The sequence below is a fragment of the Providencia sp. 6390 genome, from assembly GCF_058148425.1.
Genome location: NZ_JBYVYL010000001.1, coordinates 406,051 through 429,314 on the forward strand (window position 1 = coordinate 406,051; position 23,264 = coordinate 429,314).

General features: G+C 39.2%; 30 protein-coding genes. 26 read left to right on the top strand and 4 right to left on the bottom strand.

Annotated features, from left to right (window positions below; all coding sequences use genetic code 11):
• The first annotated feature begins 229 nt into the window (after positions 1-229).
• The 22 genes from AC3Z9T_RS01935 to AC3Z9T_RS02040 all read left to right on the top strand — a co-directional run bounded on the left by AC3Z9T_RS01935 (position 230) and on the right by AC3Z9T_RS02040 (position 13,917).
• Positions 230-571, top strand: a complete 342-nt coding sequence (locus AC3Z9T_RS01935) for a phage holin family protein (RefSeq protein WP_490124517.1) — start codon at positions 230-232, stop codon at positions 569-571.
• 2 nt (positions 572-573) lie between these two features.
• Entirely contained in the window at positions 574-966 is a 393-nt protein-coding gene (locus AC3Z9T_RS01940; RefSeq protein ID WP_490124518.1) for a M15 family metallopeptidase, read from the top strand.
• A gap of 5 nt (positions 967-971) precedes the next feature.
• Positions 972-1,325 carry a hypothetical protein gene (locus AC3Z9T_RS01945; RefSeq protein WP_490125149.1) on the top strand — a complete coding sequence of 118 codons (354 nt, stop codon included), beginning with the start codon at positions 972-974 and terminating at the stop codon, positions 1,323-1,325.
• A complete protein-coding gene (gene lysC / locus AC3Z9T_RS01950; protein WP_490124519.1) occupies positions 1,258-1,509 on the top strand; it encodes an Rz1-like lysis system protein LysC in 252 nt (83 codons plus the stop codon). The genes AC3Z9T_RS01945 and lysC overlap by 68 nt, the downstream gene beginning before the upstream one ends.
• A gap of 88 nt (positions 1,510-1,597) precedes the next feature.
• Positions 1,598-2,098 carry a phage neck terminator protein gene (locus tag AC3Z9T_RS01955; RefSeq protein WP_490124520.1) on the top strand — a complete coding sequence of 167 codons (501 nt, stop codon included), beginning with the start codon at positions 1,598-1,600 and terminating at the stop codon, positions 2,096-2,098.
• Complete coding sequence (locus AC3Z9T_RS01960; protein WP_490124521.1) at positions 2,095-3,606, top strand: DUF3383 domain-containing protein; 1,512 nt, start codon at positions 2,095-2,097, stop codon at positions 3,604-3,606. Before AC3Z9T_RS01955 ends, AC3Z9T_RS01960 begins: the two co-directional genes overlap by 4 nt.
• Before the next feature lie 9 nt (positions 3,607-3,615).
• Complete coding sequence (locus AC3Z9T_RS01965; RefSeq protein WP_490124522.1) at positions 3,616-4,050, top strand: tail tube family protein; 435 nt, start codon at positions 3,616-3,618, stop codon at positions 4,048-4,050.
• The gene (locus AC3Z9T_RS01970) at positions 4,050-4,442 is read left to right on the top strand and encodes a putative phage tail assembly chaperone (protein WP_490124523.1); all 393 of its coding nucleotides are present in this window, start codon (positions 4,050-4,052) and stop codon (positions 4,440-4,442) included. Before AC3Z9T_RS01965 ends, AC3Z9T_RS01970 begins: the two co-directional genes overlap by 1 nt.
• 20 nt (positions 4,443-4,462) lie before the next feature.
• Entirely contained in the window at positions 4,463-4,624 is a 162-nt protein-coding gene (locus AC3Z9T_RS01975; RefSeq protein WP_490124524.1) for a hypothetical protein, read from the top strand.
• Positions 4,587-6,368: a phage tail family protein gene (locus AC3Z9T_RS01980; RefSeq protein ID WP_490124525.1), complete on the top strand. Its 1,782-nt coding sequence runs from the start codon at positions 4,587-4,589 to the stop codon at positions 6,366-6,368. Before AC3Z9T_RS01975 ends, AC3Z9T_RS01980 begins: the two co-directional genes overlap by 38 nt.
• Before the next feature lie 59 nt (positions 6,369-6,427).
• Positions 6,428-7,168 carry a phage baseplate protein gene (locus AC3Z9T_RS01985; protein ID WP_490124526.1) on the top strand — a complete coding sequence of 247 codons (741 nt, stop codon included), beginning with the start codon at positions 6,428-6,430 and terminating at the stop codon, positions 7,166-7,168.
• Positions 7,165-7,503, top strand: coding sequence for a phage baseplate plug family protein (locus AC3Z9T_RS01990; protein ID WP_490124527.1), 339 nt, complete (start codon positions 7,165-7,167; stop codon positions 7,501-7,503). Before AC3Z9T_RS01985 ends, AC3Z9T_RS01990 begins: the two co-directional genes overlap by 4 nt.
• A complete protein-coding gene (locus AC3Z9T_RS01995; RefSeq protein ID WP_490124528.1) occupies positions 7,478-8,302 on the top strand; it encodes a phage protein in 825 nt (274 codons plus the stop codon). Before AC3Z9T_RS01990 ends, AC3Z9T_RS01995 begins: the two co-directional genes overlap by 26 nt.
• Positions 8,299-8,955, top strand: coding sequence for a Gp138 family membrane-puncturing spike protein (locus AC3Z9T_RS02000; RefSeq protein ID WP_490124529.1), 657 nt, complete (start codon positions 8,299-8,301; stop codon positions 8,953-8,955). Before AC3Z9T_RS01995 ends, AC3Z9T_RS02000 begins: the two co-directional genes overlap by 4 nt.
• Positions 8,955-9,317, top strand: coding sequence for a contractile injection system sheath initiator (locus AC3Z9T_RS02005; RefSeq protein ID WP_490124530.1), 363 nt, complete (start codon positions 8,955-8,957; stop codon positions 9,315-9,317). Before AC3Z9T_RS02000 ends, AC3Z9T_RS02005 begins: the two co-directional genes overlap by 1 nt.
• On the top strand, positions 9,301-10,425 hold the full coding sequence (locus AC3Z9T_RS02010) for a baseplate J/gp47 family protein (RefSeq protein ID WP_490124531.1): 1,125 nt from the start codon (positions 9,301-9,303) through the stop codon (positions 10,423-10,425). Before AC3Z9T_RS02005 ends, AC3Z9T_RS02010 begins: the two co-directional genes overlap by 17 nt.
• The gene (locus tag AC3Z9T_RS02015) at positions 10,418-11,074 is read left to right on the top strand and encodes a DUF2612 domain-containing protein (RefSeq protein ID WP_490124532.1); all 657 of its coding nucleotides are present in this window, start codon (positions 10,418-10,420) and stop codon (positions 11,072-11,074) included. The genes AC3Z9T_RS02010 and AC3Z9T_RS02015 overlap by 8 nt, the downstream gene beginning before the upstream one ends.
• Positions 11,061-11,888 carry a hypothetical protein gene (locus AC3Z9T_RS02020; protein WP_490124533.1) on the top strand — a complete coding sequence of 276 codons (828 nt, stop codon included), beginning with the start codon at positions 11,061-11,063 and terminating at the stop codon, positions 11,886-11,888. Before AC3Z9T_RS02015 ends, AC3Z9T_RS02020 begins: the two co-directional genes overlap by 14 nt.
• Before the next feature lie 11 nt (positions 11,889-11,899).
• Positions 11,900-12,298: a hypothetical protein gene (locus tag AC3Z9T_RS02025; protein ID WP_490124534.1), complete on the top strand. Its 399-nt coding sequence runs from the start codon at positions 11,900-11,902 to the stop codon at positions 12,296-12,298.
• Positions 12,299-12,307: 9 nt separating this feature from the next.
• Positions 12,308-12,811 (top strand): hypothetical protein, encoded by a 504-nt coding sequence (locus AC3Z9T_RS02030; RefSeq protein ID WP_490124535.1) that lies wholly within the window; start codon positions 12,308-12,310, stop codon positions 12,809-12,811.
• The gene (locus AC3Z9T_RS02035; RefSeq protein ID WP_490124536.1) at positions 12,808-13,371 is read left to right on the top strand and encodes a hypothetical protein; all 564 of its coding nucleotides are present in this window, start codon (positions 12,808-12,810) and stop codon (positions 13,369-13,371) included. The genes AC3Z9T_RS02030 and AC3Z9T_RS02035 overlap by 4 nt, the downstream gene beginning before the upstream one ends.
• 15 nt (positions 13,372-13,386) lie before the next feature.
• A complete protein-coding gene (locus AC3Z9T_RS02040; RefSeq protein ID WP_490124537.1) occupies positions 13,387-13,917 on the top strand; it encodes a tail fiber assembly protein in 531 nt (176 codons plus the stop codon).
• 116 nt (positions 13,918-14,033) lie between these two features.
• Here the strand turns inward: AC3Z9T_RS02040 and AC3Z9T_RS02045 are convergent, their stop codons facing one another.
• The gene (locus AC3Z9T_RS02045) at positions 14,034-15,020 is read right to left on the bottom strand and encodes a glycosyltransferase family 2 protein (RefSeq protein WP_490124538.1); all 987 of its coding nucleotides are present in this window, start codon (positions 15,018-15,020) and stop codon (positions 14,034-14,036) included.
• Positions 15,021-15,340: 320 nt separating this feature from the next.
• On the opposite strand from AC3Z9T_RS02045, the gene catA reads away from it, so the two are divergent.
• Entirely contained in the window at positions 15,341-15,982 is a 642-nt protein-coding gene (gene catA, locus AC3Z9T_RS02050) for a type A chloramphenicol O-acetyltransferase (RefSeq protein ID WP_490124539.1), read from the top strand.
• 84 nt (positions 15,983-16,066) lie between these two features.
• On the opposite strand, the gene AC3Z9T_RS02055 is transcribed toward catA, so the two are convergent.
• From AC3Z9T_RS02055 to AC3Z9T_RS02065, 3 genes are all read right to left on the bottom strand, one after another.
• On the bottom strand, positions 16,067-17,020 hold the full coding sequence (locus tag AC3Z9T_RS02055; protein WP_490124540.1) for a glycoside hydrolase family 6 protein: 954 nt from the start codon (positions 17,018-17,020) through the stop codon (positions 16,067-16,069).
• A 434-nt stretch (positions 17,021-17,454) separates the two neighbouring features.
• A complete protein-coding gene (gltP, locus tag AC3Z9T_RS02060; protein WP_490124541.1) occupies positions 17,455-18,762 on the bottom strand; it encodes a glutamate/aspartate:proton symporter GltP in 1,308 nt (435 codons plus the stop codon).
• 482 nt (positions 18,763-19,244) lie between these two features.
• A complete protein-coding gene (locus AC3Z9T_RS02065; protein WP_490124542.1) occupies positions 19,245-19,907 on the bottom strand; it encodes a GntR family transcriptional regulator in 663 nt (220 codons plus the stop codon).
• Positions 19,908-20,432: 525 nt separating this feature from the next.
• On the opposite strand from AC3Z9T_RS02065, the gene AC3Z9T_RS02070 reads away from it, so the two are divergent.
• From AC3Z9T_RS02070 to AC3Z9T_RS02080, 3 genes are read left to right on the top strand one after another with little or no spacing between them, the layout of a single operon-like run.
• Positions 20,433-21,671, top strand: coding sequence for an NRAMP family divalent metal transporter (locus tag AC3Z9T_RS02070; RefSeq protein ID WP_490124543.1), 1,239 nt, complete (start codon positions 20,433-20,435; stop codon positions 21,669-21,671).
• Positions 21,672-21,686: 15 nt separating this feature from the next.
• Complete coding sequence (locus AC3Z9T_RS02075; protein WP_490124544.1) at positions 21,687-22,460, top strand: LamB/YcsF family protein; 774 nt, start codon at positions 21,687-21,689, stop codon at positions 22,458-22,460.
• Entirely contained in the window at positions 22,457-23,263 is an 807-nt protein-coding gene (locus AC3Z9T_RS02080; protein WP_490124545.1) for a putative hydro-lyase, read from the top strand. The genes AC3Z9T_RS02075 and AC3Z9T_RS02080 overlap by 4 nt, the downstream gene beginning before the upstream one ends.
• Position 23,264 lies beyond the last annotated feature (1 nt).

A 23,264-nucleotide genomic window follows, 5' to 3' on the forward strand; every position in this document is an offset into this window, starting at 1 on the left:
CGCGCAAAAATGTGGTTAATCTGATAAAACTGAAATTTATTAATGATGTTGTTAAAGGTATTTAAATTCATTTTATATATTTCATTTTTCTAATAAAAATTTTCCATAAAAATGAATTTTGTCTGAGATTATTGCGTTATTAATAGTAACTCTGGATTTGAATGTTTTTTATCAAAGAGTTAGGCGTTAAAACCTATTTATAAAATAATATTTTAAAGTGAATGTATGTATGCCTGATAAATATGAATGGTGGGAATCTGTTTTTCGGTGGCTACAATCCTATTTACCTTTTATTGGTGGTTTTACCTTTGCTGCGATAGTGGCTTATATCCGTGAGCGTCAACAAGGTATGTTATGGAAGCGGTCTTTAGGTGAGGCACTTATGTGTGGCTTACTCAGTGTTGGTACTATTCGCTTCCTTGAATGGTGGCTAGCGCAGAGCGGCAATACAGGATCTTGGGATTTGTTAGCTGAATTTTGTGGGGTTGTAGTCGGCTTTTTGGGTACAAAGAAACTCTATGGCCTTATTGAACTGGTTATAAATTTTATTAGAAAACGATTTGGAGTTTAATCATGAGTAAATTTTTATTGAGTCGACGTAGTGAAGAAAATTTACGCAGTGTACACCCTGATTTAGTTAAAGTTGTACGCCGTGCTTTAGAACTGACTAATGTTGATTTTATGGTTATTGAAGGTAAGCGCAATGAGGCTCGCCAACGACAGCTATTTGCCAGCGGGAAAAGTAAGACAATGAATAGCCGTCATTTAACGGGGCATGCTATTGATTGTGCTCCCATTGTTAATCGTGAAATACCGTGGAATGATTGGTCTAAGTTTAAACAAGTCGCTATTGCTATGAAAAAAGCTGCTGAAGAGTTAAATGTAGATATAGAATGGGGCGGAGACTGGGTGGATTTTAAAGATGGCCCACACTTTCAATTATCGCGTCACTTTTATCCTGCATAAAGCTTATGAGTAAACTATTTATTGCAAGTAGTTTTATATTAAGCTTTTGGTTGTGGTGGGTAATCAATGATTATGAAAAATTAAGGCAACAACATATCTTATTGAACAATCAGTTATTAGCTCAGCAAATTATATTTAATGCTAATTTAAAACTTTCGGCACAGATAAATGATATTACAAAAAATAATCTTTCACAAAAAGAGGTGGCACTTATTTATTCTGAAAAGAACAAGCAGGTTATTAAAAAATCGTTTATCCATCATGAGTGTGCTAATCAATTTGTGCCTAGTGATGCTGCTAAGCAGTTGCACCAACATTCAGAAAGAATATATTCAAGCTCCTCAAGTCAGCATCCCTGACTATTTACTTAAAAACTGTTTACCCCCCGTTATCCCTGGTGAATTAACGTGGGGTGAATCATTAGTACTTAATGAGATATTATTAACTATTACTGAATTATGTAATTTAGATAAAAAAACAATTAGATTAATTGAACAGCAGCGGCATGCATTGATTAATACCCCGTTTCCAAACCAAAAATAAATCAATTTATCATTTAACAGATTTCCTATTCAGCTAATGATCTGGGCGATCTCGCACGTCTGTTACTTGGTAATTATTGGAATACATTATGACAACAAATACACTTTCACGGCTTGATATGAGCAAGGTGCGGCAAGTGATTGCGATGTTAACGCAAATTCCCGAAAAGCAAGTTATTGATGGTAGCACTTATACAGATACATCAGTGTGGGCTCAATTTATTACTGTCACTCCGCTGACATCCGAGTCTATTGGAGTAGAGGCTAAGTTTGATGCGGAAAATAACCGCGAAATAATAACTTCAACACGTGAAACCATGATTGCAATTAAAGCTTATGGAGAAGTTTGTTATTTGCTCATCGAAGATTTATCGACGCAATTACAAACCTATATTGCTCAACAACTATTTAAGGTTATGGGGGGCGGTTTCGTATGTGGATCAGAAATTAAACATTATCCAGAAGATCCAATAGAAGGAAAACCACAAGCAACACAACTTAATTTAACACTTTCACATATTCATCGTATCGAATCATCACTCACTCATGGTGAATCGGTAATTATTTCTACTCTAAAGGAATCAATATGAGTTTATCAATTAAAGAGATCATTAATGCACAAATTCTGCCACAGGCGGCAGCGGTACAACGTCGTGATCTGAGCATGGTCGCTATTTTTACTTCTGAAGTAGGTGAGGCATTTACTGATATCACATCACGCTATCTATTTGTTTCTAATGAGCAAGATGTAGCTAATTTATTCGGTTCTAATTCATCGACGTACAAGGCGGCACAAGCGCTGTTTTCTGCTCGTCCAAAATTAAAGCGTGCGATGATTGCGCGTTTCGCCAAAGAAAAACAAGAAATTGCAGCAACAGCAAATGCACTCAAAGGTTCTACGCTGTCTATTGGTATTAATACGCTAAAGTCGATAACTGATGGAGCCATGACATTGAATGTTGCGGGTAAAGAGGAAGTGCTTGCGTCACTTGATTTTAGTAAAGCGGTCGATTTTAGTGATATTGCACAAGTGATTGATACTCAATTGCCAGATGGTAGCAATCTACAAGTACAATGGGATGATATAGGTAATCGTTTGATTATTCAGGCGAAAACTGCGGGTTCTGATAGCAAAACGCGTTTAGGGTATGTGACTCCCGTCGAGAACGGAAGCTACATCGGTCATTTACTGAAATTAGAAGAAGGTCAAGCCACCTTGAGTATTGGTGCTGCGGCACAGGTAATTAATGCGGAGCAACCTTCTGAAGCATTGCATCAATTACAAAATAGTTATCAAAATTGGTATGGCGTTTACTTTGCAGATCAACTTACAGATGAGCAAATTGAAGATGCGCATGCTTGGGTTACAGCCGCTGATTTAAAAGTCATGGCTTATACCGCCACTCGTGATGAACACATTGAGTGGCAAAACAGCAATATATTTAAAAAACTGTATGACAAAAACAGTGGTCGTTTGATGGTGCAATTTAACAAAACTGGCGACGATCATGCCGCAGCAGAGCTACTTGCCATTGCAGTTTCAACCACTTGGCAGGGGCAGAATACCGCGAAAACAGTCAAATTTAAGCAGCAAACTTCAGTACGTTCAGATGATCGTGTCACGCAAGATGAAGCACAAAAATGTCGTCGTTTAGGCATTAATTTTTATACGGACTATGACGGTATCAATATGTTAGCTGAGGGAACCATGCTCGGTGGCACATTCATTGATGAAGTGATGGGGCTAGATGCTTTTATTGATGCATGCCAAAAACAAGCTTTTACAACTTTGCAGGCAAGTCCGACTAAAATCGCGCAAACCGATAAGGGGCAAGCGATGTTAATTGGCTCATTAACTGTTATTGGCAATGAATTCAATCGCAATGGTTTCTTAGCGGGTGGAATTTGGCGGGGCAACGATATTGGTGAAATTACCTTTGGTGATCGTTTAGACGAGGGATTCTATTTTTACTCGGACAGCTTTGATGTTCAGTCACAAGCCGACCGCGAAGCGCGCAAAATGATGCCAATTATGTGTGCTATTAAATTGGCTGGTGCAGGCCATTCAGCAGATTTACTCATTCAATTCAATCGTTAAGAGGTCACTATGTCTATATACAATCACAAAAGTTTGATGGTTAGCATTAATGGTTATGAATTTACTGCGTTTGATGAATCGGCTGATGCCTTATCTATCGCTCCAGTAGGTGATGATGGCACATGGACATTCGGTGCGAATGGCCGAGGTGTTTATGTGTTTAGTGGCAATCAGTCAGGTACATTGACGATGAAATTATTACAACATTCTGCGGATAACCACTTTTTATCTAATTTACGTAACCAAATGCTAAGCAGCCAATCTGCACCTGCACCATTGGAACTGTATATTAAAGATACTTGGAATGGTGATGAAATTGTTGGTCATGTTGGCTTTTTCACGACACCACCGACTCAGTCTCGTGGCTCTGCGCATAACGCTCAATCGTGGGTGATCCAATTTGAACGTGTGATCACTAAACTAGGAAAAGGAGCGTTTAATTGATGGAAAAAGATAACATCACTTATGAGCACCGTCATAGTAATTTTGTCGAAGCCAAGACCCATGCGATGAAATTATTGGGCATGCTAAAAGGCTGTATCGCGATGAATGGTGAGCAAGTCGATATTGATGTAGGCGGCGTATTAGCCAATATTGGCTCTCCTGATATGCAGGGAGTGGAAAAATTCATTTTAAAATGGGTAGTTGCAAAAGATACGGATAATAATGTTATTCAATTAGATAAAGTGGATGTGTTTAATACACATTTTAATACTTACCGTTCGCATTATTATCCATTAATTGTGGATGGCTTGATTTTTCACTTTTCTGATTTTTTGCCCGATGGAGTCGCATCCAAAGTAAATATGCCCAGCTTGGTCAATCTGACGGCATAACGGACGTTGACTGGTTGAAAATGCTGCCAATTATGGAAGGTATTTATACCGGTCACGACCTTAGAACGACGACAACGCTCGGCGATGTGCTTGATTTTCATGAAGCTTATGTCGAGCGTTTATTGTCACAGCAGAGGGCAGAAGATGGAAATCGAAAAGCTTCTCACCACACTCGGCTTTGAGAGCGAGCAGGTGGTGAAATTAAAAGGTGTCGTCACTGCCCTCGGCACGGCGGCGGCTTCAATAGCGGAAACCATTGGCAATGTAAAAAGAAACCTTAGCGGTTTTGGACTAACAATTAATAACTTCAAAGCGGTACTTTCAGCACTGGCTACGGCAGTTGATGTTGTGGCGAACCGCTTTATGGGGTTTATTGATAGCACGGTGAAGGGGGCCAAAAGTCTCGCACAAGAAAAGGGCTTATTATTTGCCATTTCAGAAAAAGAATTACAACAAGCAGATGAGTACCAAGCGGTAACACAGAAAACAGCATTATCAATTGACTCGATAAAAACCAAAATTGCGTTGGGATTATTGCCAAATCTAACCGCCGTAATTAACGATTTTAACATTTGGTTGAATGCTAATAAAGCATTAATCGCGGAAGGGCTAACTCAAGTTATAAAGTGGGGCTCGAAAGCAATATTGATGGTTGGTAATACTGTGAGAGCAATTAGCCAATTGATTGAAAATACGATTGGTTGGAAAGCGGCTCTTTTAGGTGTTGTGGCTATTTTAGCGGTATTTAAGAAATCAATGTTGATGGCTTTTGTCGCAAACCCAGTGATGTGGGTCGTGGCAGCGGTTGTAGGGCTAATGGTATTGATTGGCGATCTTATGGCCTATCTTGATGGCGGTGATTCATTGTTTGCCAGTTTTTGGGCACCCGCTGTCGAATGGATTAAATCGGTACTGGCTTGGTGGAATGCGTTTTATACAGAAAATAAAGCCTTATTAGATGGCATTGCTGATGCTTGGTCGCACATGATTGATGGTGTGCTAATGATTTTTGGCGGTTTTTTTAAATATATCGGCAATGTTTTGAAATTGATTGCGGGTTTATTTAGCGGCAATACCACTATGATGTCAGAAGCATGGAAAGGGATGACTGAAGGTTTAATGCAAATATGGGAGGGGCTGAAGCAATACTTTATTGGATTTGTCGCGTCATTTGGTGTGATGTGGAATATGATGCTCCAAGTCATCAGTAATGTTTGGAATAACATTAAAACCGCTGCACTTATGGTTTTTGATTGGTTAGCTGAAGCAGCAAAAGCTATTGTTGATAATCTATCGAAAATTTTCTTGGCGATCACTCATTACATACTTGCACCTTTTGAAAATGCACTTTCTTTAATTAAGGCGTTATTTGCTATTTTTAGCGATGACACAACCTCATGGACTGAAAAACTCAGTTTAATATTTACCGCTATTACTGGTTATCTTATTAAGCCCTTTGAAGCAGGATGGCAATTTATTAAAGATATTTTCAATATTAGTGATACTGATATTGGCAAATTTATTGATGATATTGCGAATACGTTTAAAGGTGTTACCGAGTTAATTAAGAAGCCATTTGATATCGCCTTTAAATGGGTGAGTGAAAAGTTTGATTGGATTATTTCAGGGATCACTTCGGGGCTACAAAAGATAGGAATAATCAGTGATGATAATCAAGGTGAAAAGAGTTTATTGAACGTTTCAAACCTAACGGGGGAACTCGTTGCTCAAAACTTAAATCCTAATTTATCCAATGTTTCCTCAACTAACAATAAGAGCGTAATTGTCAATCAAGGTAGCGTTAATGTTGAACAGCATGTTGTGACATCAGATCCTTATCAAGCCGCAGCGCTAGCAGTTAATGGGATCAATGATAACCTCAATCAGGTTTTATACCGTTCATTGCAGAGTGCTCATAGCAACTGATGAAATGTTTTAATCATACTGAGGCCACATTATTGTGGCTTTTTTCTTGGGTGCAAATTATGGACATTACAAGTGGAATATTTACGGGGAGAGCCTCCGTGATCACGCGAAGCATTGGTCAATTTGAGCTCGATTGCACTATTCGAGAATCTCATACATCGTCATTGAGAATAACGAAAAACCCTGTTGAATCGGGGGCTGATATTGCCGATCACGCAGTGCTTGAACCAAAGTCACTGACGATCACGGGTAAGGTGGTGGGTTATGAGCCGGCTAATTACTTTAAGCAACTTATTGGGTTTGATACTGACGCCATGGAGGAGTATCCACTGCCATTGGAAATCTCCTCATCGGTGCGGCAAACTGAGGCTATGTTGGCTCAATATATGACGGTAGGTCGTGTTTTAGCGAACAAAGCACAAAAGGTGATCGCACCTTGGTATCCGGATGCATTGAAACCGTTTGCTGATAGTTCGCAAACGTTAGATCGGGCAGGGCGCGCTTATGAGTCTTTGTTGGCGATACAACGGATGGGGCAACCCATTGATGTACAGACGGGGATCCGACTGTACAAAAATATGATGCTAACTAGTATTAGCACGACGCAAGATACCCCAGCTGCTGCCGACTTTGTTTTAAATTTGGAAGAGATATTTATTGTTGAAAGTCAAGTTGTGACAGGTTTACATCCTGATTTAAAGCAGCAGCCTCAAAAAAGTAATATGGGTAGAACGCAGCCTGAAGCAAAGGCGGTTAATTCCTCTCATGATGCACAGAGTATGTTAGGAATAACGTCATGATATATAAAATACCTGTATCAAATGAGCCAATCCAAGAGCAATTATTTACTGTGTTTGGCATGGATCTACGATTAACACTGTATTACAACAAGCTCTCCAAAGGGTGGCTGTTTGATTTATTTGATGCAAATAGCAATCGGGTTATCACGCAAATGCAAGGACTAGCGGTAAATGCGCCTTCCTTAATCGAAAAAAACTTACCTTTTATTTTGATGCTCAGTGATAAATCTCGCTTTGGTATTAATGGGATAGCACAGAGTGAATTAGGCGAGCGATTATTGCTGTACATTGTTGATAAAGGAGTCTGGCATGAGACAATTTGGCAGACAGCTTAAATTAGTGATTGGCAATCAAGATGAGTCATTTGAAGTGACTAATTTACGAGTGACTTTTGATATCAAAAAAACATTATCTTCTGAGCCTAATCCAGCAATTATTCGTATTTATAATCTCAGTACATCACATCGTAATTTACTAACCAGTAAAGTATTTAATCGAGCCGCTCTTTCTCTCGGTTATGACGAACTACGTTTAATTTATGCAGGCGATATAATTGAGGCAAAAATTAGCGAGAGCGCAGAGGATTTAATTTGTGAATTAGCCTGCGGTGACGGGTTTACGGCTTATACCTCATCGTTGGTTAATAAAACGCTAGCAGCAGGTAATAGTGATGCTGATATTTTAAAAGAAAACGCTCAAGCGATGAATATTGATATTGGTATTACTGAATTACCGAATGATAGACAGCTGCCGCGCGGTAAAGTGATGTTTGCTGATGCGAGGGAAATACTGCATAAAATAGCCAAAAATAATCAGGCAGATTGGTCAGTGCAAGATGGTCAGTTAACCTTATTACCAAAAAATAAAGTATTTACTGACAATGAAGGCTTTATTTTATCTCAAGAAACTGGATTGATTGGTAAACCTGAAAAAAGTGAAGAGGGGTTAGTGATTACCTGTTTGTGCAACCCTGCATTGAAAATCGGTGCATTGGTACGGCTTAATTCGATAACTTCTGAACTGAATGGCGATTATAAGATCATTGAACTTAGCCATATGGGCGATTTTATAGAAAAAGATTGGTACAGCAAACTGGTTTGTATCAGCGGTGAGTTTAATAAGGTTAAGTCATGAAACAACCTACTTTTCTTGATGTTATTAATCAATGTGCACAAAACCAACGCTATGAAATCCATACAGCACTACCCGGTAAAGTCATTCAATCCAATGGGCACAGCGCGACAGTCGAATTAATGATCAGCCATGTCAATAAAGAGGGGCAGGTTATCGCGTTGCCGCCGTTGGTAGATGTGCCTATTGGTTTTTATCGTGGCGGTGGCTTTTGTGTGACGGTGCCGTTGGCGGTCGGCGATGAAGGACTTGTGATCTTCGCAGAGCGCTGCATTGATGGATGGTATGTTTCGGGTCAGCAATCACAGCCTCTTGACCAACGCTTTCATGACCTGTCTGACGCCTTTTTTTTGCCTCAGGCAAGTAGTTTACCGAACCGGATCCCTGATTATTCAAATGATGCGCTGTCATTACAAACCGATGATGGCTCAACATTTATTCGCATACAACCAGGAAAAATCATCATTCAAGGTGATATCGAGCACCAAGGTAACTATCAATTGTCGGGTAATGCTTTAATTAAAGGTAATCACTCAGTTCAGGGGAATAGTGAGTCATCGGGTGGCACACTTAAACATAATGGCAAAAACATTGGCGATACTCATACGCATGGTGGTGTGCAGACCGGCGGAGGAAATACTGGAGGACCTAATTAATGAAGGTACGACGACTTGATAATAATCATGATTGGTGTTTTGGTCGAGGACGAACGGACTATTGTGGTCAATCCACTGCTATCTCGCAATCGGTGCTGACGAGACTGCTGTCATTAAATAGGGATTGGTTTCTCAATCGTGGCCATGGCATCAAATGGTTTGATTATTTACGTAAAAATCCGAACTTAGCGGCGATGGAATCTGAAATAAAAAACAGTGTATTAAATACGCAAGGCGTAGAGCAGATCACTGAGTTTGATATTCAACTTAATCCAGATACACGGTTAATCACGATCACTGTCACCTATATGGATATTTACGGTAACAAAAATGAGGTAACGACAGATGCTCCAAATAACTGAAACAGGCATTGTGATAGATAGGCTAACCCATGTTCATCAGCGACTAAGTGCAGGGTTTAAACAGATTTATGGTGATGATATCAATCTCGATGTAGACAGCCCCGATGGTCAGATGATTGGGTTATTTTCTCAGGAAATAGATAACATTAATCAAGCTATTGCGATGATAGTGCAGATGTTAGATCCCTATAAAGCGATCGGCTCATGGTTGGAGCAGCGAGCAATGTATGCAGGCATTGTGCGTCGAGGCGCTGATTATAGCTATCTTGATGATGTTGTCATTACAGGCAGGCAGGGCACGGTTGTCACACAAGGCAATACGTTTACGGATGACAACCGTGCTCGGTGGGTCACGACCAATGATGTGACATTAGGCCCAACAGGATCGGCTAGGGTGAATATGCGCAGCAGTGAGTTGGGTGCTTTTTCACTTGCGGCAGACAAAGTATTAACCATGGATACGGTCACTGTGGGGATCGACAAAGTGATTACCACCAAAGCGGCAAAAGAAGGCATTTTTGCAGAAACGGATGGTAATTTATTGTTGCGATTTATGCGTTCGCACTCAATCAATAATCATGATGATTATAAAGGGTTAGAAGGTGCCTTACTGGATCTGCCTGATGTTAAACAGGCGCGGGTTTATGAAAACTTTACCCATCTTACTGATGAAAAAGGTATTCCACCACATTCATTAAATGCAGTTGTGATTGGTGGAAGTGATGATGCCATTGGTTTGACTATCTTGAAAAAGAAAATTGGCGGTTGTGGGGTGTTTGGTAGTATTACCAATACCCAAAACTATGCGGGAGGAATGCGCACAGTCAAATTTGATCGCGCAGAACAAGTCAATATTAAAGTGAAGTTGTTAATTGAACGTGTGGGAGGCTTCCATGATATTGATATCGATAGTATTAAATCACGATTAGCGGCGACAGAATTCGCCATCGGTGAAGCTGTATATGCGACTCGTTTAATTTGTCAGGTCAATCACGTTGAAGGTTTTTATATCAAAAGCATCACTGTGAATGGTCAAGATACAGTGTCAGTAAACCTTCGTCAGTGTGCCGTGATCCGCCCTGAAGATGTGGAGGTGCTGATTGAGTAAACAAGGTGAAGATTTTCTGATTTGGCAATATCGCCACAAGCGGAAGGCCCGACAAACTGTCGGGCTTTTGCTTTCTGAGACACGAGCTGCATTTGAATCAGTGATCCAATTAGCCGAGGTGCTGGATGTTAATAAAGCGTCTGGTTATGGACTTGATTTAATTGGCAAGCACGTTGGTATTAGCCGGATCATGAAATCATTAGTCCCAAAAGATTACTTTGGCTTTTTGGGCGTTGAAGGGGCACTGCCTTTTGATGTGGGAGTGCTATATCGCTACGGTGATTCATTAAATGGTTCATCCGTGTTGGATGATGAAGACTACCGTTTTTTTATCAAAGCCAAAATTATTAAGAATTTTCAGCGGCCTGATATTGCCAATATTAGCTACTCGATTCGTCATTTATTTAGTGAGCAATCCTTTGTTATTGATAATGATGATATGACGATGAATGTAGTAATTGCTGCTAATTATTTAACACCATTTCGACTTTATGCAATTAAAAATCTCGACATCTTATCTAGACCGATAGGTGTTAGTTATAAATATCTCGTTATTACCGATGCACGCCCATTTGGTTGGTCAAGTGATATGCATGCCTTTGGTTTTAACGATGGAAAATTCACGAGGTTAATGAATGTCAGTCATTAAAAAGCCAGACTTAAAAATTTTCGCGCAAGAGGCGAAAACAGGGGAGATTGAAACATTTCCAGACGTATTGCGTGGCTGGGGGATCACGCTGGAGAGAACCGCAGGCAAGCCACCTCTTGAGTGGTTTAATGCGATAGGTAAACGTGTCGATGAGTGGTTGATGTACCTGACGCAGCGCGGCGTTGCAGAGTGGGACACCTCGCTATCGTACCCGAAAATGGCGATAGTCCAGTTTAATAATCAGTTTTATGTGGCAATTAAAGAAACCAAGGCAGAGCAGCCAGATAGATCACAAACCGCATGGTCTACGCTGGGGGTGTTTTTGGGGTTGGATAAATTACAACCAAAAGGTGATTACCCAACTAAGGCTGAAATGAACGCTGCCTTAGCGAGTAAACAAAATAACTCGACTTTGATTTCATGGCGCTATTTAGCCAAAGGCGGTGAGGAAACAATTAAGCCCCCTTATGACTTTACCCATTGTCTAACCTTTCTCAATGGTTTGGAACAATATGTTGATTACGCATTCGCTATTGATAAAAGCACACTTTATTTTGCTGAGCCACTTAAAAAAGATGACTTCGTTGAAGTGCTGATTAATGTGCCATTAACTTCCAGCACAAGAGCGATTAATGGCGATGTTCAACAGCAGTTGGAGGCGCTAGAACTGAAAGTGAATAGCCTATCGGGAAAGGATTTTATCAGTGCGGATATCAAGAATATTGTTAAATCAGGATCTGATGATGGCATCTATCTATCAGAAAACGAAATCCAAAAAATTGAATCCATTGATGTAGAAACTAAAGATAACTAAAGAGAGCAACTATGCCAAAACAACAAACCGTCACACTTAATTTTAAAACCAGCGATGGCAAAGTTCTACCTGCATCATTTGTCATTACTGATGGTGCATCGACATTTGAATTGTGGAAAAAGCAACCGGGCAATGAAACCAAAACAGAACAACAATTTATTGCCGAGCAGAAGGGCGCACAAGGGCTAAAGGGTGATGCAGGTGCCAAAGGTGAAACTGGCGCTCAGGGGCTAAAGGGCGATGCAGGAGCCAAAGGTGAAACGGGAGCTCAGGGACTAAAGGGCGATGCAGGTGCTAAAGGGGAAACTGGAGCTCAAGGGCTAAAGGGCGATACGGGTGCCAAAGGTGAAGCAGGCGCACAAGGTGCAAGCATTGTGAGCGTTGAGGTTCAAGTCAAAGAAAATCCGTGAGGTTAAAAAATGGTAAAAAGTCGCACGGTATCATTAGTTTTTAAAAATAGTGCGGGACAAGCGTTGGCGCCCGTGTCGTTTATCGTCAATGACGGTGAGCAAGGCGCTAAAGGTGCAACAGGCGAACGTGGCCTGCAAGGTGTTCAGGGTGAAAAAGGGGCTACGGGTGCTCAAGGGTTACAAGGGATTAAAGGAGACACAGGAGCAGCTGGTGCTGTAGGTGCAGCAGGGCCAAAAGGAGATGCAGGAACAGCTGGCGCACAAGGTGCAAAGGGCGACACTGGTGCTCAAGGCCCTAAAGGGGATAATGCAAGCTTATATATTGAAGCGATAATACCCGCTGTAAAAGGCGGTGAAACCTCCTTCCCTATCGGTGCCGCTAAAGTCATTGTGGTGCAAATTAATGGACTCATTCAGCCTCAAGGTTACGCCTATACGGTTGAAGGTACCAATGTATTACTTGCCGAAGCACTTAAAAACACAGATTTTATTTCGATTGAGGTAACAAAATGAGTAAACCAACTGGAAAATTAATTCGAGTGACACCTGAAGGGATAGGGGCGGTTTCTACTGGGCGAAAAGTCAATAATAAGCCTTTAACCACAGATATTGCTTTAAATGCAACAGATGTTGGCGCTTATACAAAAGCAGAATCAGATACAAAAATAGCGGATGCTAAAAAAGCAGGTACTGACGCGCAAACTACAGCGAATGCAGCCAATACAAATGCAACTAATGCCAACAATAATGCTAATGGGCGGGTGCCTAATACACGTAAAGTTAATAATAAGCCGCTGAGTGCTGATATTACTTTAACAGCAGGGGATGTGGGGGCTTATACAAAAGTGGAGGTTGATACTAAATTAAAAGCGGTTGGTATATCCTCTGTTAGGTTAGGCTCTGAAGTCAGTTTAGGTAAGGTTGGTGCCTTTAGCTTAGGTAATGGTGAAGTTGTTACGGGGTTGACTTTCTGGGAAACGGGTAGTAACTCATCGGTTAACTTTGGTGGTTATAGGAAACGCGCTATTCAATATAACTTAAATGGAATTTGGGTTAATGCTGCTAGTATTTAATTGAGGATATAAAACATGTTGAATTATAGAAATTTTACTATTAGTAAAAAACAAAGTATTTTAAAAAAATATCCTGATTTTGTTTTAGTGCTTGAAGATGATATGGGTAATGATTGGTATGAATTACAAAAAAACTTTGAAGATGATACGTTAAAAATTCTTTTTGATGAGGATAATCGAATCGTCTCATATAGCTTTGATGTTAGCACATTAACGCCGACTAACTTATCGATTGCTGAGGTATCACACCAAAATTTACCGAGTGATTTTTTTTCTAATATAACTAACTATTTATTCATAAATGAAAAAATTGAACCTATAATGCTAAAATATGAAGAAAAATGTATGGCAACAGAATCTAAAAAACAAGTATTACTATCTGAAGCTACCAATATGATAGCACCGTTGCAAGATGCTGTTGAACTAGAGATTGCTACAGATGAAGAAATTTCATTATTGAAACAATGGAAGAAATATCGGGTTTTTTTGAATCGTATCAATACTTCATCAGAATTAGATAATGATTGGCCACATAAGCCTGAATAATAAAAGGTTTATGTTGCGATATATTATAATTTGAATAGTTTTGAAGAGGATAATATTTCTTTATAAATCAGAGAAAAATTTATCTGAATTAACAGTGTTTAATTTTATAGATTGACTTAATTATCTCTTGATACTTTTCTAGTGCTGACCGTACCCAAAAAACAATATACACCAAGAAACTTTGCCTTCAGCTTAAAACTAAACTTAAATTCATTTTGGAATGGTTTAAGTATTTTTTTTAAGTTGTGTTGTTGGTCTTTGGAAAAATAGCAATAACCGTGAACCTTTCTGCTGATACTTCTGAGTAAGCTATATTCATGTTGCATGGTTGGGGCTAGTGTTTGTCTAAGATCATTATGTTGATCTGAATTTAAATAGGCATCATATAGGCAGTTCATCGCATATATGATGTCATCAATATGTTTTTCTTTGGGTTTACTGGTAATGCTGTTTTCTCTAATTCGATAAAAAACCAAGGGAGATTGAATAACAAATAATTTTTTTACCTTAGTCGTCATTGTTGGAATTATCGCTAAATCTTCATACTCTCTATTTCTAGGAAATGAAATATTATCTAGTAACTCTTTTTTATACACTCGACACCAAGCAAACCATTTGTTTTCGATGAACAGATCAGATAAATCTCTGATATTGTTTATCGTATATAACCCATCTGCTAATTTAGTTATATTTAACTGAGAATTATTGTTTAAATCATTATTATAAAATTTCAACACATTATATATGATCATATCAGGCGATTTATCGCGGAGTATGGGAAGGATCATCTCCCATAAAGACGGTGCCCATAAATCATCACCATCTAAGAAGGCAATATATTTTCCATTTGAATGCTTTACACCTTCATTTCTCGCGACAGACAAACCTTGATTAGCCTGATTAACGATATGAATATTAACCTTGCTATGTTCAGAAATATAGCGATTAATTTCAGTTAAGGTTTGGTCAGTGGAGCCATCATTGACAATAATCACTTCAAGTAATTCATGTTGTACTATAGGTAAAGAGTTTAGGCATTGATAAACATACTCTGCGATATTGAAGCAAGGAATAATCACTGAGAGTAATATATTGTTTTTCATTAAATATTCCTTTGAACAACGTTGAAATGAAAACTAAGTCGCTGCTTCAATTTTGCATCTTTAACATAAAACCGTTACTTATTTTATTCATTTGAAGCGTCAGAAGTATCGGATGATATCAAACCATTCAGGTAGGGGAAAGTACCTATTGATGAAGTTTAAATCTGAAACGGCACTTAAACCTTCAATAATTTAAGTTAGATTTGTTATCATTGTTTTTAATTGAAAACATAAGGACATAACCTATGTTGTTATCCAAATCAGAGAGAATTGCCCTTCTTCGTTAAAAATTTTTATTAATCAACGAGAAGGGCAACTAAGTGAACTATATAAAAATCAATATCGAACAGTGGAATAGAAAACAACATTTCTCATTTTACCGTCAAACCTTACCTTGCGGTTTTAGCTTAACGACTCAGTTAGATATTACTGGCTTACGGGCTGAGCTGCGCAATACAGGATATAAACTCTATCCTGTGATGATTTATCTTATTTCTCAGGTGGTCAATCAATATCCTGAATCGAGAATGGCGATAAAAGAGGGTGAGTTGGTACTGTGGGATCAGGTAAATCCTGCTTATACCGTTTTCCACCCTGAGACAGAGACCTTTTCCCAATTATGGACTGAGTATGATAGCGATTGGTCAGCTTTTTTTGCTAACTATCAGCACGACCAGCTATTATACAAAGACAATATTGATTTTATGGCTAAACCAGACTTCCCTGAAAATCATTTCTGTATTTCAATGATCCCATGGGTGAGTTTTGATGGTTTTAATTTAAATGTAGCAAATTTTACTGACTACTTTCCGCCTATTTTTACCATGGGAAAATATCATCAGTTAGCTGAGAAAACCTTATTGCCACTTTCAGTACAAGTTCATCATGCAACGATTGATGGATTTCACATGGCAAGAATGGTTAATCAATTACAAATACTTTGCGACAAGTTTCAAGGCTAGTATTATTTAATTTTAAACAATGCCGATATCTTATCGGCATTTTTATTTTTCCGTATCCATTTTACTCTTCTCTTTCCTTGCTATTTACTTCCCTTCAATTAATTTCATTGCTAAATCTGGGCTAAATATACCAGCTTTAGGGCCGTCATGGCAGTTTGCTGACGGTGAAAAATCACCATCTGACTCCCCAGGCGGCTTGATCCATGCTGTGTTAACCGTTGCTGATATATCCTTTGGTTTATCACCAATTTTTCGCCCTGCTGAATTACACCAATCATTAGGTAACCCTGAAGAACCATTACCATTGCGTGATGTATCAATTATCATATTTGACTGTATATTTGCTTGCTCAGTTAAATATTGATTAATGTCATTACCATATTTTATGGTTGGATCGGTAGCATGGTAATTAGAGACATTTAAAGAAAAACCATAGGCATCTTTAATACCTGCTGATACCAGCTGTTGTGCCATGTCTTTTGCTGCCACCCACTGCATATTTCCAGCATCTATATAGACATGTGTATTTGGTGATTGTGCTTTAAAATGTGAGACAGCATAATTAATTAAATTAACTCTTTCGTCACGTTGTGGTTGAGTTAAACAACTCATATCGGCAAGCGCATCTGGCTCTAAAATAATAGTTACTTTAGTTGTCGCAATGCTATTTGCTAACATATCAATCCATGTTTGATATTTTTGCTTATTAGTACTGTTATCCGCAGAGGCTTGCCCTGAGCAATCACGATTGGGCAAACCATATAACACAAACATCAACTCTGTTTTTTGATCATTAGCTTGTGAGATGTAATTAGTGATCTGCTGAGTTAATTCAATTTCATTTTCTTGAATTGACGATAGCCAAATAGCAGTAGGTACGGCAGCGATATTTCTATTAATGGGTTCGGCGCGTGGGTCACTTTTATTTTTTTCGACCCATAATGCTGCGGAAGATTGAGGATCAACAAAATAATCTGTTGCCATTACATCCCCCATATAACAAGATGAAATTAACAATAAAAGAATTTTTTTATTCATTATATCCACTCCTTTTGGAAAACTATTGTCAGGTTTTTATTTAATTATTAATAAATAAAACAAATTAATATTGTATAATTTAAATGCGCCAACCCAAGTAATAGATAGAAGTTATATATCATTATTATAATAATTAGTTTGCTAATAAATTGTTATATAGTCTGTTTAACTGATTTAGAAGATTTTTAACACGGAAGGGGTGTGAAGTAAATATACTTACTTGCTTGTGTCGATAATTGTGTTGAGGGTCACAATTTTGTTTTAATTAAAGATTAAATAATCTTTTTCTTATATGCAAAATGATTAAATAGGGGCGGGAAATTACACATATATGCAATATTATCTATATATATAATGAAATATCAACTTATTTAAATTGTAAATCAAAAAGGCCGAGATAAATCTCGACCTTTTTATTGGGAAGCTTTTAATGATTAAAATGTTTTCTCATATTCACGCGCTTTTTCTTCATCGTAGTTATGTTCCCATTTAGCGATAATGAGCGCTGCAAGGGCGTTACCTACTACGTTTAGTGCCGTACGCGCCATATCAAGGATACGGTCAACACCAGCAATAAATGCCAAGCCTTCTAGTGGGATACCAACACTACCTAAGGTTGCCAGCAGTACCACAAATGAGACACCTGGCACACCGGCAATACCTTTAGATGTGATCATTAAGGTGAATACTAAAATCAATTCTTGGCCGATGGAGAGTTCAATACCATAGAGCTGAGCAATAAAGATAGCGGCAATACTTTGATAAAGAGTTGAGCCATCAAGGTTGAATGAATAACCGATTGGAATAACAAAACTGGTTACTGACTTTGGCGCGCCGTATTTCTCCATTTTATCCATGATACGCGGTAACACTGTTTCTGAGCTGGCGGTTGAGTAAGCCAACAGCAATTCATCCTTTAAGATGCGCATCAAGGTGAAAATGTTAATTTTGCAATAACGTGCAACTAATCCTAATACAACAATTGCAAAGAAGAGGATGGCACAGTGTACCAGTACCACAAGTTTCAATAGAGGGATTAGTGATGTAAAACCAAAGTTAGCGACAGTAACGGAGATCAACGCAAACACACCGATAGGGGCATACAGCATGATCATGTTAGTCACACGGAACATGGTTTCAGAGAAAGTTTGCAATACATCCAATAATGGTTGTTTTTTCTCTTTTGGCAATGAGGATAGCCCTAAACCAAATAATACGGCAAAGAAGATCACAGGTAACATTTCACCGCTGGCCATAGAAGCAAAAATATTGCTTGGTACCATGGTGAGGATGGTATTAATAATGCCTGAGGGGTGGCTTTCGACTTCTTGAGTGGTTTTTTCGTATTGGGAGATATCGACCTGTGTCAGCTGTGACATATCAATGCCAACACCCGGTTGGAAAATATTGGCAAAACTTATCCCAACAATGATTGCAATGGTGGTAATCACTTCAAAATAAAGAATGGTTTTAAAGCCTAAAGAGCCAAGCTGTTTTGTGTTACCAACGCCTGCAATACCGACTATCAAGGTAGAAATAACAATTGGAACGACGATCATTTTAATTAATTGAATAAATATTTTACCCGCAGGTGATAACACATTCACAATTAACCAATCTTTATACTCTACGCTTTCATGTAGAAAAGCGCCTAAAACAACCCCTAAAATTAGCGCGATTAAAATTTGCCATCCTAGGCCAAATTTAAACGGTTTCTTCGTCGAAATGTGGTTTGAAGTCATAATGGAATCTCTAATATATTAATATTTTTTATGTTTGTAATTTTTCTTTCGCAAATTTTATAGCTAATATTCGTTAAAACTACAACTGTTAGATCGTAAATATTGAATCATTTAGTAGGGAAATTGACATTGGCAACAGTTTTTTATCATTGATATGTATTAAATTGTAACAATTTAATACTATTATGTGCTATTTGTTGCATGAGGAATTATTTTCAGAGGGGTAGGATTAAATGTTAATATTAATTAATTGTTTTCTTTATGTTACCTTTTCGTTAATTTTCGTTTAATAAATGAGCATTTAAGTAAAAAGGGATTAGGGCAGAATACGGTGAATAAAAAACCAATAAACATGATAGAAGTGATAAATTTTTAGGGGGTAAGTTTGAATAGTAAGAATTAGCGGAATACTTTATTAAATAATATTTAATGCCAAGAAGGTTAAATCACCATTTGTTAAATATAAAGAACAGGGCGGTTACTTAATAACCAGATTGGCTGCGTTTATAGGCAGCAAGTAATGTTCGCTCGGAGAGATCTAAATATTGGCTGAGAGTTTCAGCCGCTTCATGGTTTTTGCCTGCATCCAGTAATTCTAAAATAAACTGGTTTTTATCAATATAAGGGGCATAAAGAATTTTAGGATCGTTCAAGTGGCCGAATGCTAATCTCAATTCAGCTGCGACATTACGATATAGCTTAATTAGCCTTTCACTATCAGATAATTCAACAATAGCGGTATGAAACTTCATATTGGCGGTACCCACACCAATCCAATTTTCTATTTTCTCTTGTTCACGTGCTTCGCTGACAGCTTGTTTCATTTTTTGTACTGAGGGGTGCATCGCATAAGCGTGTTTTAATGCATCACATTCAACTAAACGGCGAACTTGATAGATATCGATGATTGAAGCCATATCAGGGACAGAAACGAATACGCCCTTATTTGGTGCATAAGTGAGCAACCCTTCTTGTGTTAAAACCCGAAACACTTCGCGTAATGTATTACGTGAAATATCCAGTTCATCACTTAATGACGCTTCAGATAGACGTTGGCCCGGTGTGAGAGCGCCAATGGTAATTTTATGGCGGATAGTTTCTGCAATAGTAACGGCTAATGTTTGTGTTACAGGTTGTTTAGTCATAGAAGCTTCGTGCAATTAGAAAGTCAATAAGGCCACAGTCAATAGATTATCTTCACATATAACCTTAAAGGCATCAAGGCTCGTTTTGGTGCATTGTTAAGGTGATTTTATAGTTTTTGCACTTATTTGGTGCGCCATGGCTGCCAGTCATATTCAATTAATGTTAATAATTTACATGTTTTGTTAAAAAAGTGATCAGTCCTTGATTTTTAAACGACAGAAAACGATTTTTGTTGCTTGTTAATTCGCCATTCCTTATTAATTGTTCAACAATATTGCAATGATAAATTAACAATAGATATTGTTGGTAGAACAATGGCACGATAATTGCCTTTTACTCGTCATACTTCAAGTTGCAGCGCGTTGTGTTGAGGTATGGTGACTACGCTTACTCGCGCCAGTCACATAGTTTTCTATGCTCCTAGCGGCTTATTCACTTGTCGCCTAGCTGCACCTCGAATTATTTAGAGTATATGGGCATCACAACATCAATAATGACAAAAACAATCCGAAAGGAGTATGCATATGGCAGCTCAAGAAAGCACAAACACAGCAGAATTTGTTAAAAGCAGACGAACTTCATTAATTGGCGCTATTTTTTTAATGGCTACATCGGCAATTGGTCCTGGTTTTATTACTCAAACAGCAACCTTTACCGTGACATTAGGTGCAGCATTCGCTTTTGGGATCCTCGCATCGATCATCATTGATTTTGTCGTACAGCAAAATATTTGGCGTGTGGTGACATTAACCAAAATGCATTCATCAGAGATTGCCAATGCGACCATTCCAGGAAGTGGTTATTTGCTAGCGGTGTTAGTTATTTTTGGTGGATTGATTTTTAATATTGGTAATATTGCCGGTGCGGGTTTGGGGTTAAATGCATTGGTTGGCTTAGATCCCAAATGGGGCGGGTTAATTAGTGCATTATTAGCTATCTATATTTTCTCTTCCCGCAAAGCGAGTACCTTTATTGATCGGATTATTATTGTGTTAGGTCTGGTAATGATCGGTTTAACCTTGTTTGTTGCTTTTGCATCAAATCCACCGGTTGGTGAAGCACTACGCCAAAGCGTACTTCCTGATACCGTTGATTTTGCGATGATCACGACGATTGTTGGCGGAACTGTCGGCGGTTATATCTGTTATGCAGGCGCCCATCGTTTACTCGATAAAGGCGCGGTTGGCGTTGAAAACATTAAAGTAGTTTCTAGTGCGGCGACCAAAGGGATCTTAGTTGTTGGATTAATGCGTTATATTTTGTTTTTAGCCATTTTAGGTGTGGTTGCAAGTGGTGTAACGATTGATATTTCAGGCAAAGCAGCCAACCCCGCCTCTCAGGCTTTCCAAGCTGCCGCAGGTAATTTTGGATTACGTATCTTTGGCTTGATTTTATGGGCTGCGGCGCTGACGAGTGTGATCGGTGCGGCTTATACTTCAATGAGTTTTATCACTGCATTTAAAAAATCTATCACAGAAAGACAGCGTAATATTGCGACTATCCTCTTTATCGCCATTTCATTAGCCGTTTACTTAATGATGGGAACTGCGCCAGCCGCCTTACTCGTGTTTGCGGGTGGATTTAATGGATTGATCTTACCGATTGGCTTAACCATTTTTGTGTATATCGGTTGGAAGCGTGCAGATTTGATGTCTGGGTATCACTATCCACGTTGGTTACTATGGTCCGGTGTCATCATTTGCGCATTGACATGGTACATGGGTGCAATGTCGGTAGAAGCTATCTTTAACTACTTAAAATAGAGGTCAATAAAACGAATGCAAAAAATTATCGATTTAAATAGTGACCTTGGAGAAAGCTTTGGCCAATGGCAGATGGGCAACGATGATGCGATGCTGAAAATTGTCAGTAGTGCAAATATTGCTTGTGGTTTTCATGCGGGATCACCTGAAGGAATTTTAAAAACATTAAGGGCAGCAAAGCAAAACGATGTTGTTGTGGGAGCTCATGTTGGTTACCCCGATCTCGTGGGCTTTGGGAGACGCAATATGGATATTGCTGCAAATGAATTAATTGCGGATGTTATTTATCAAATTGGTGCACTGAAAGGATTAGCGGTGGCGGCAGGGTGTGAAGTGCAATATGTAAAACCCCACGGTGCACTTTATAACACCATTGCGCATGATAAACGCCAAGCGATGGCGGTGATTGAGGCAATCAATGCGATCGATGCAAAATTGGTGCTGGTTGCTTTAGCGGGCTCACCGTTGATTGGATGGGCAAAAGAGAGTGGTTTGGCGGTTGTAGCAGAAGCTTTCGCCGATAGAGCTTACCACGCTGATGGCACATTAGTTTCACGCAAAGAAGCAGGTTCTGTCTTGCATGATCCCGTGCAAGTTGCACAACGCATGTTACAGCTGGTGAATGAAGGTGGTGTGAACTCGATTGAAGGGCAATTCACCCCAATAGATGCTGGGTCAATTTGTGTTCACGGTGATAGCCCCGGTGCGCTAGCGATGGCTCAGCAAGTGCGTGAGTTATTGCAACAAAATGGGGTAAGCATCACGGCTTTCGCTGGAGGGAAACAATGACAACACTGTTTAAAGCCTCAGAAAAAGCGATTGCAGCGGCAAGAGCAGCACGAGAAGCCATTCGTCAAGGCTTTGATAAGCCAACGGCAGGCCTTGTAGCAGGTATGACACAAGCAAACATGATTGCATTACCGCGTGATTGGGCATTTGACTTTCTATTATATGCACAAAGAAACCCAAAAAGTTGCCCTGTATTAGATGTTTGTGAATCAGGTAGTTGGCAAACAATTTTAGCCGAGGGGGCTGATTTACGGACAGATATTCCACGCTATCGTGTTTGGCGTAATGGAAGATTAGAGGCTGAAATTACTGATGCGACAGATGTTTATCGTGATCACCCTGATTTAGTCACCTTTTTAATTGGTTGCAGCTTCACATTTGAAACATCAATGATGGAAGCAGGTATTGATGTGCGCCATATCAGCGACAATACCAATGTTCCTATGTATAAGACCAATCGTTTATGTCGCCCAGCAGGCCGTTTACAAGGAGAGTTGGTTGTTTCAATGCGCCCAATTCCTGCTGATCGAGTTGCGGATGCAGTCAGTATTACAGGGCGTTTTCCTTCCGTTCATGGTGCGCCAGTACATATTGGTGCGCCTGAAGCATTAGGTATTATGGATATCATGACGCCTGATTTTGGTGATCCTGTACGTATTCAACAGGGAGAGATCCCTGTGTTTTGGGCTTGCGGTGTGACGCCACAAGCAGCAGTGATGAAATCGGGCGTACCATTTGCGCTTAGCCATGCACCGGGTCATATGTTTATCACTGATGTACCTGATGCTGCTTATCACGTCTAGG

Coding starts and splice junctions, on each gene's coding strand:
- AC3Z9T_RS01955 (WP_490124520.1), top strand. CDS start 1,598: ATGACAACAAATACACTTTCACGGCTTGATATGAGCAAGGTGCGGCAA.
- AC3Z9T_RS02055 (WP_490124540.1), bottom strand. CDS start 17,020: ATGAATAAAAAAATTCTTTTATTGTTAATTTCATCTTGTTATATGGGG.
- AC3Z9T_RS02070 (WP_490124543.1), top strand. CDS start 20,433: ATGGCAGCTCAAGAAAGCACAAACACAGCAGAATTTGTTAAAAGCAGA.
- AC3Z9T_RS01935 (WP_490124517.1), top strand. CDS start 230: ATGCCTGATAAATATGAATGGTGGGAATCTGTTTTTCGGTGGCTACAA.
- AC3Z9T_RS01965 (WP_490124522.1), top strand. CDS start 3,616: ATGTCTATATACAATCACAAAAGTTTGATGGTTAGCATTAATGGTTAT.
- AC3Z9T_RS01940 (WP_490124518.1), top strand. CDS start 574: ATGAGTAAATTTTTATTGAGTCGACGTAGTGAAGAAAATTTACGCAGT.
- AC3Z9T_RS01975 (WP_490124524.1), top strand. CDS start 4,463: ATGCTGCCAATTATGGAAGGTATTTATACCGGTCACGACCTTAGAACG.
- AC3Z9T_RS02040 (WP_490124537.1), top strand. CDS start 13,387: ATGTTGAATTATAGAAATTTTACTATTAGTAAAAAACAAAGTATTTTA.
- AC3Z9T_RS01995 (WP_490124528.1), top strand. CDS start 7,478: ATGAGACAATTTGGCAGACAGCTTAAATTAGTGATTGGCAATCAAGAT.
- AC3Z9T_RS02065 (WP_490124542.1), bottom strand. CDS start 19,907: ATGACTAAACAACCTGTAACACAAACATTAGCCGTTACTATTGCAGAA.
- AC3Z9T_RS01990 (WP_490124527.1), top strand. CDS start 7,165: ATGATATATAAAATACCTGTATCAAATGAGCCAATCCAAGAGCAATTA.
- AC3Z9T_RS01980 (WP_490124525.1), top strand. CDS start 4,587: ATGGAAATCGAAAAGCTTCTCACCACACTCGGCTTTGAGAGCGAGCAG.
- AC3Z9T_RS02030 (WP_490124535.1), top strand. CDS start 12,308: ATGGTAAAAAGTCGCACGGTATCATTAGTTTTTAAAAATAGTGCGGGA.
- AC3Z9T_RS02005 (WP_490124530.1), top strand. CDS start 8,955: ATGAAGGTACGACGACTTGATAATAATCATGATTGGTGTTTTGGTCGA.
- AC3Z9T_RS01960 (WP_490124521.1), top strand. CDS start 2,095: ATGAGTTTATCAATTAAAGAGATCATTAATGCACAAATTCTGCCACAG.
- gltP (WP_490124541.1), bottom strand. CDS start 18,762: ATGACTTCAAACCACATTTCGACGAAGAAACCGTTTAAATTTGGCCTA.
- AC3Z9T_RS02025 (WP_490124534.1), top strand. CDS start 11,900: ATGCCAAAACAACAAACCGTCACACTTAATTTTAAAACCAGCGATGGC.
- AC3Z9T_RS02010 (WP_490124531.1), top strand. CDS start 9,301: ATGCTCCAAATAACTGAAACAGGCATTGTGATAGATAGGCTAACCCAT.
- AC3Z9T_RS01985 (WP_490124526.1), top strand. CDS start 6,428: ATGGACATTACAAGTGGAATATTTACGGGGAGAGCCTCCGTGATCACG.
- AC3Z9T_RS01970 (WP_490124523.1), top strand. CDS start 4,050: ATGGAAAAAGATAACATCACTTATGAGCACCGTCATAGTAATTTTGTC.
- AC3Z9T_RS02000 (WP_490124529.1), top strand. CDS start 8,299: ATGAAACAACCTACTTTTCTTGATGTTATTAATCAATGTGCACAAAAC.
- AC3Z9T_RS02020 (WP_490124533.1), top strand. CDS start 11,061: ATGTCAGTCATTAAAAAGCCAGACTTAAAAATTTTCGCGCAAGAGGCG.
- AC3Z9T_RS02045 (WP_490124538.1), bottom strand. CDS start 15,020: ATGAAAAACAATATATTACTCTCAGTGATTATTCCTTGCTTCAATATC.
- AC3Z9T_RS02035 (WP_490124536.1), top strand. CDS start 12,808: ATGAGTAAACCAACTGGAAAATTAATTCGAGTGACACCTGAAGGGATA.
- lysC (WP_490124519.1), top strand. CDS start 1,258: ATGCTGCTAAGCAGTTGCACCAACATTCAGAAAGAATATATTCAAGCT.
- AC3Z9T_RS01945 (WP_490125149.1), top strand. CDS start 972: ATGAGTAAACTATTTATTGCAAGTAGTTTTATATTAAGCTTTTGGTTG.
- AC3Z9T_RS02080 (WP_490124545.1), top strand. CDS start 22,457: ATGACAACACTGTTTAAAGCCTCAGAAAAAGCGATTGCAGCGGCAAGA.
- AC3Z9T_RS02075 (WP_490124544.1), top strand. CDS start 21,687: ATGCAAAAAATTATCGATTTAAATAGTGACCTTGGAGAAAGCTTTGGC.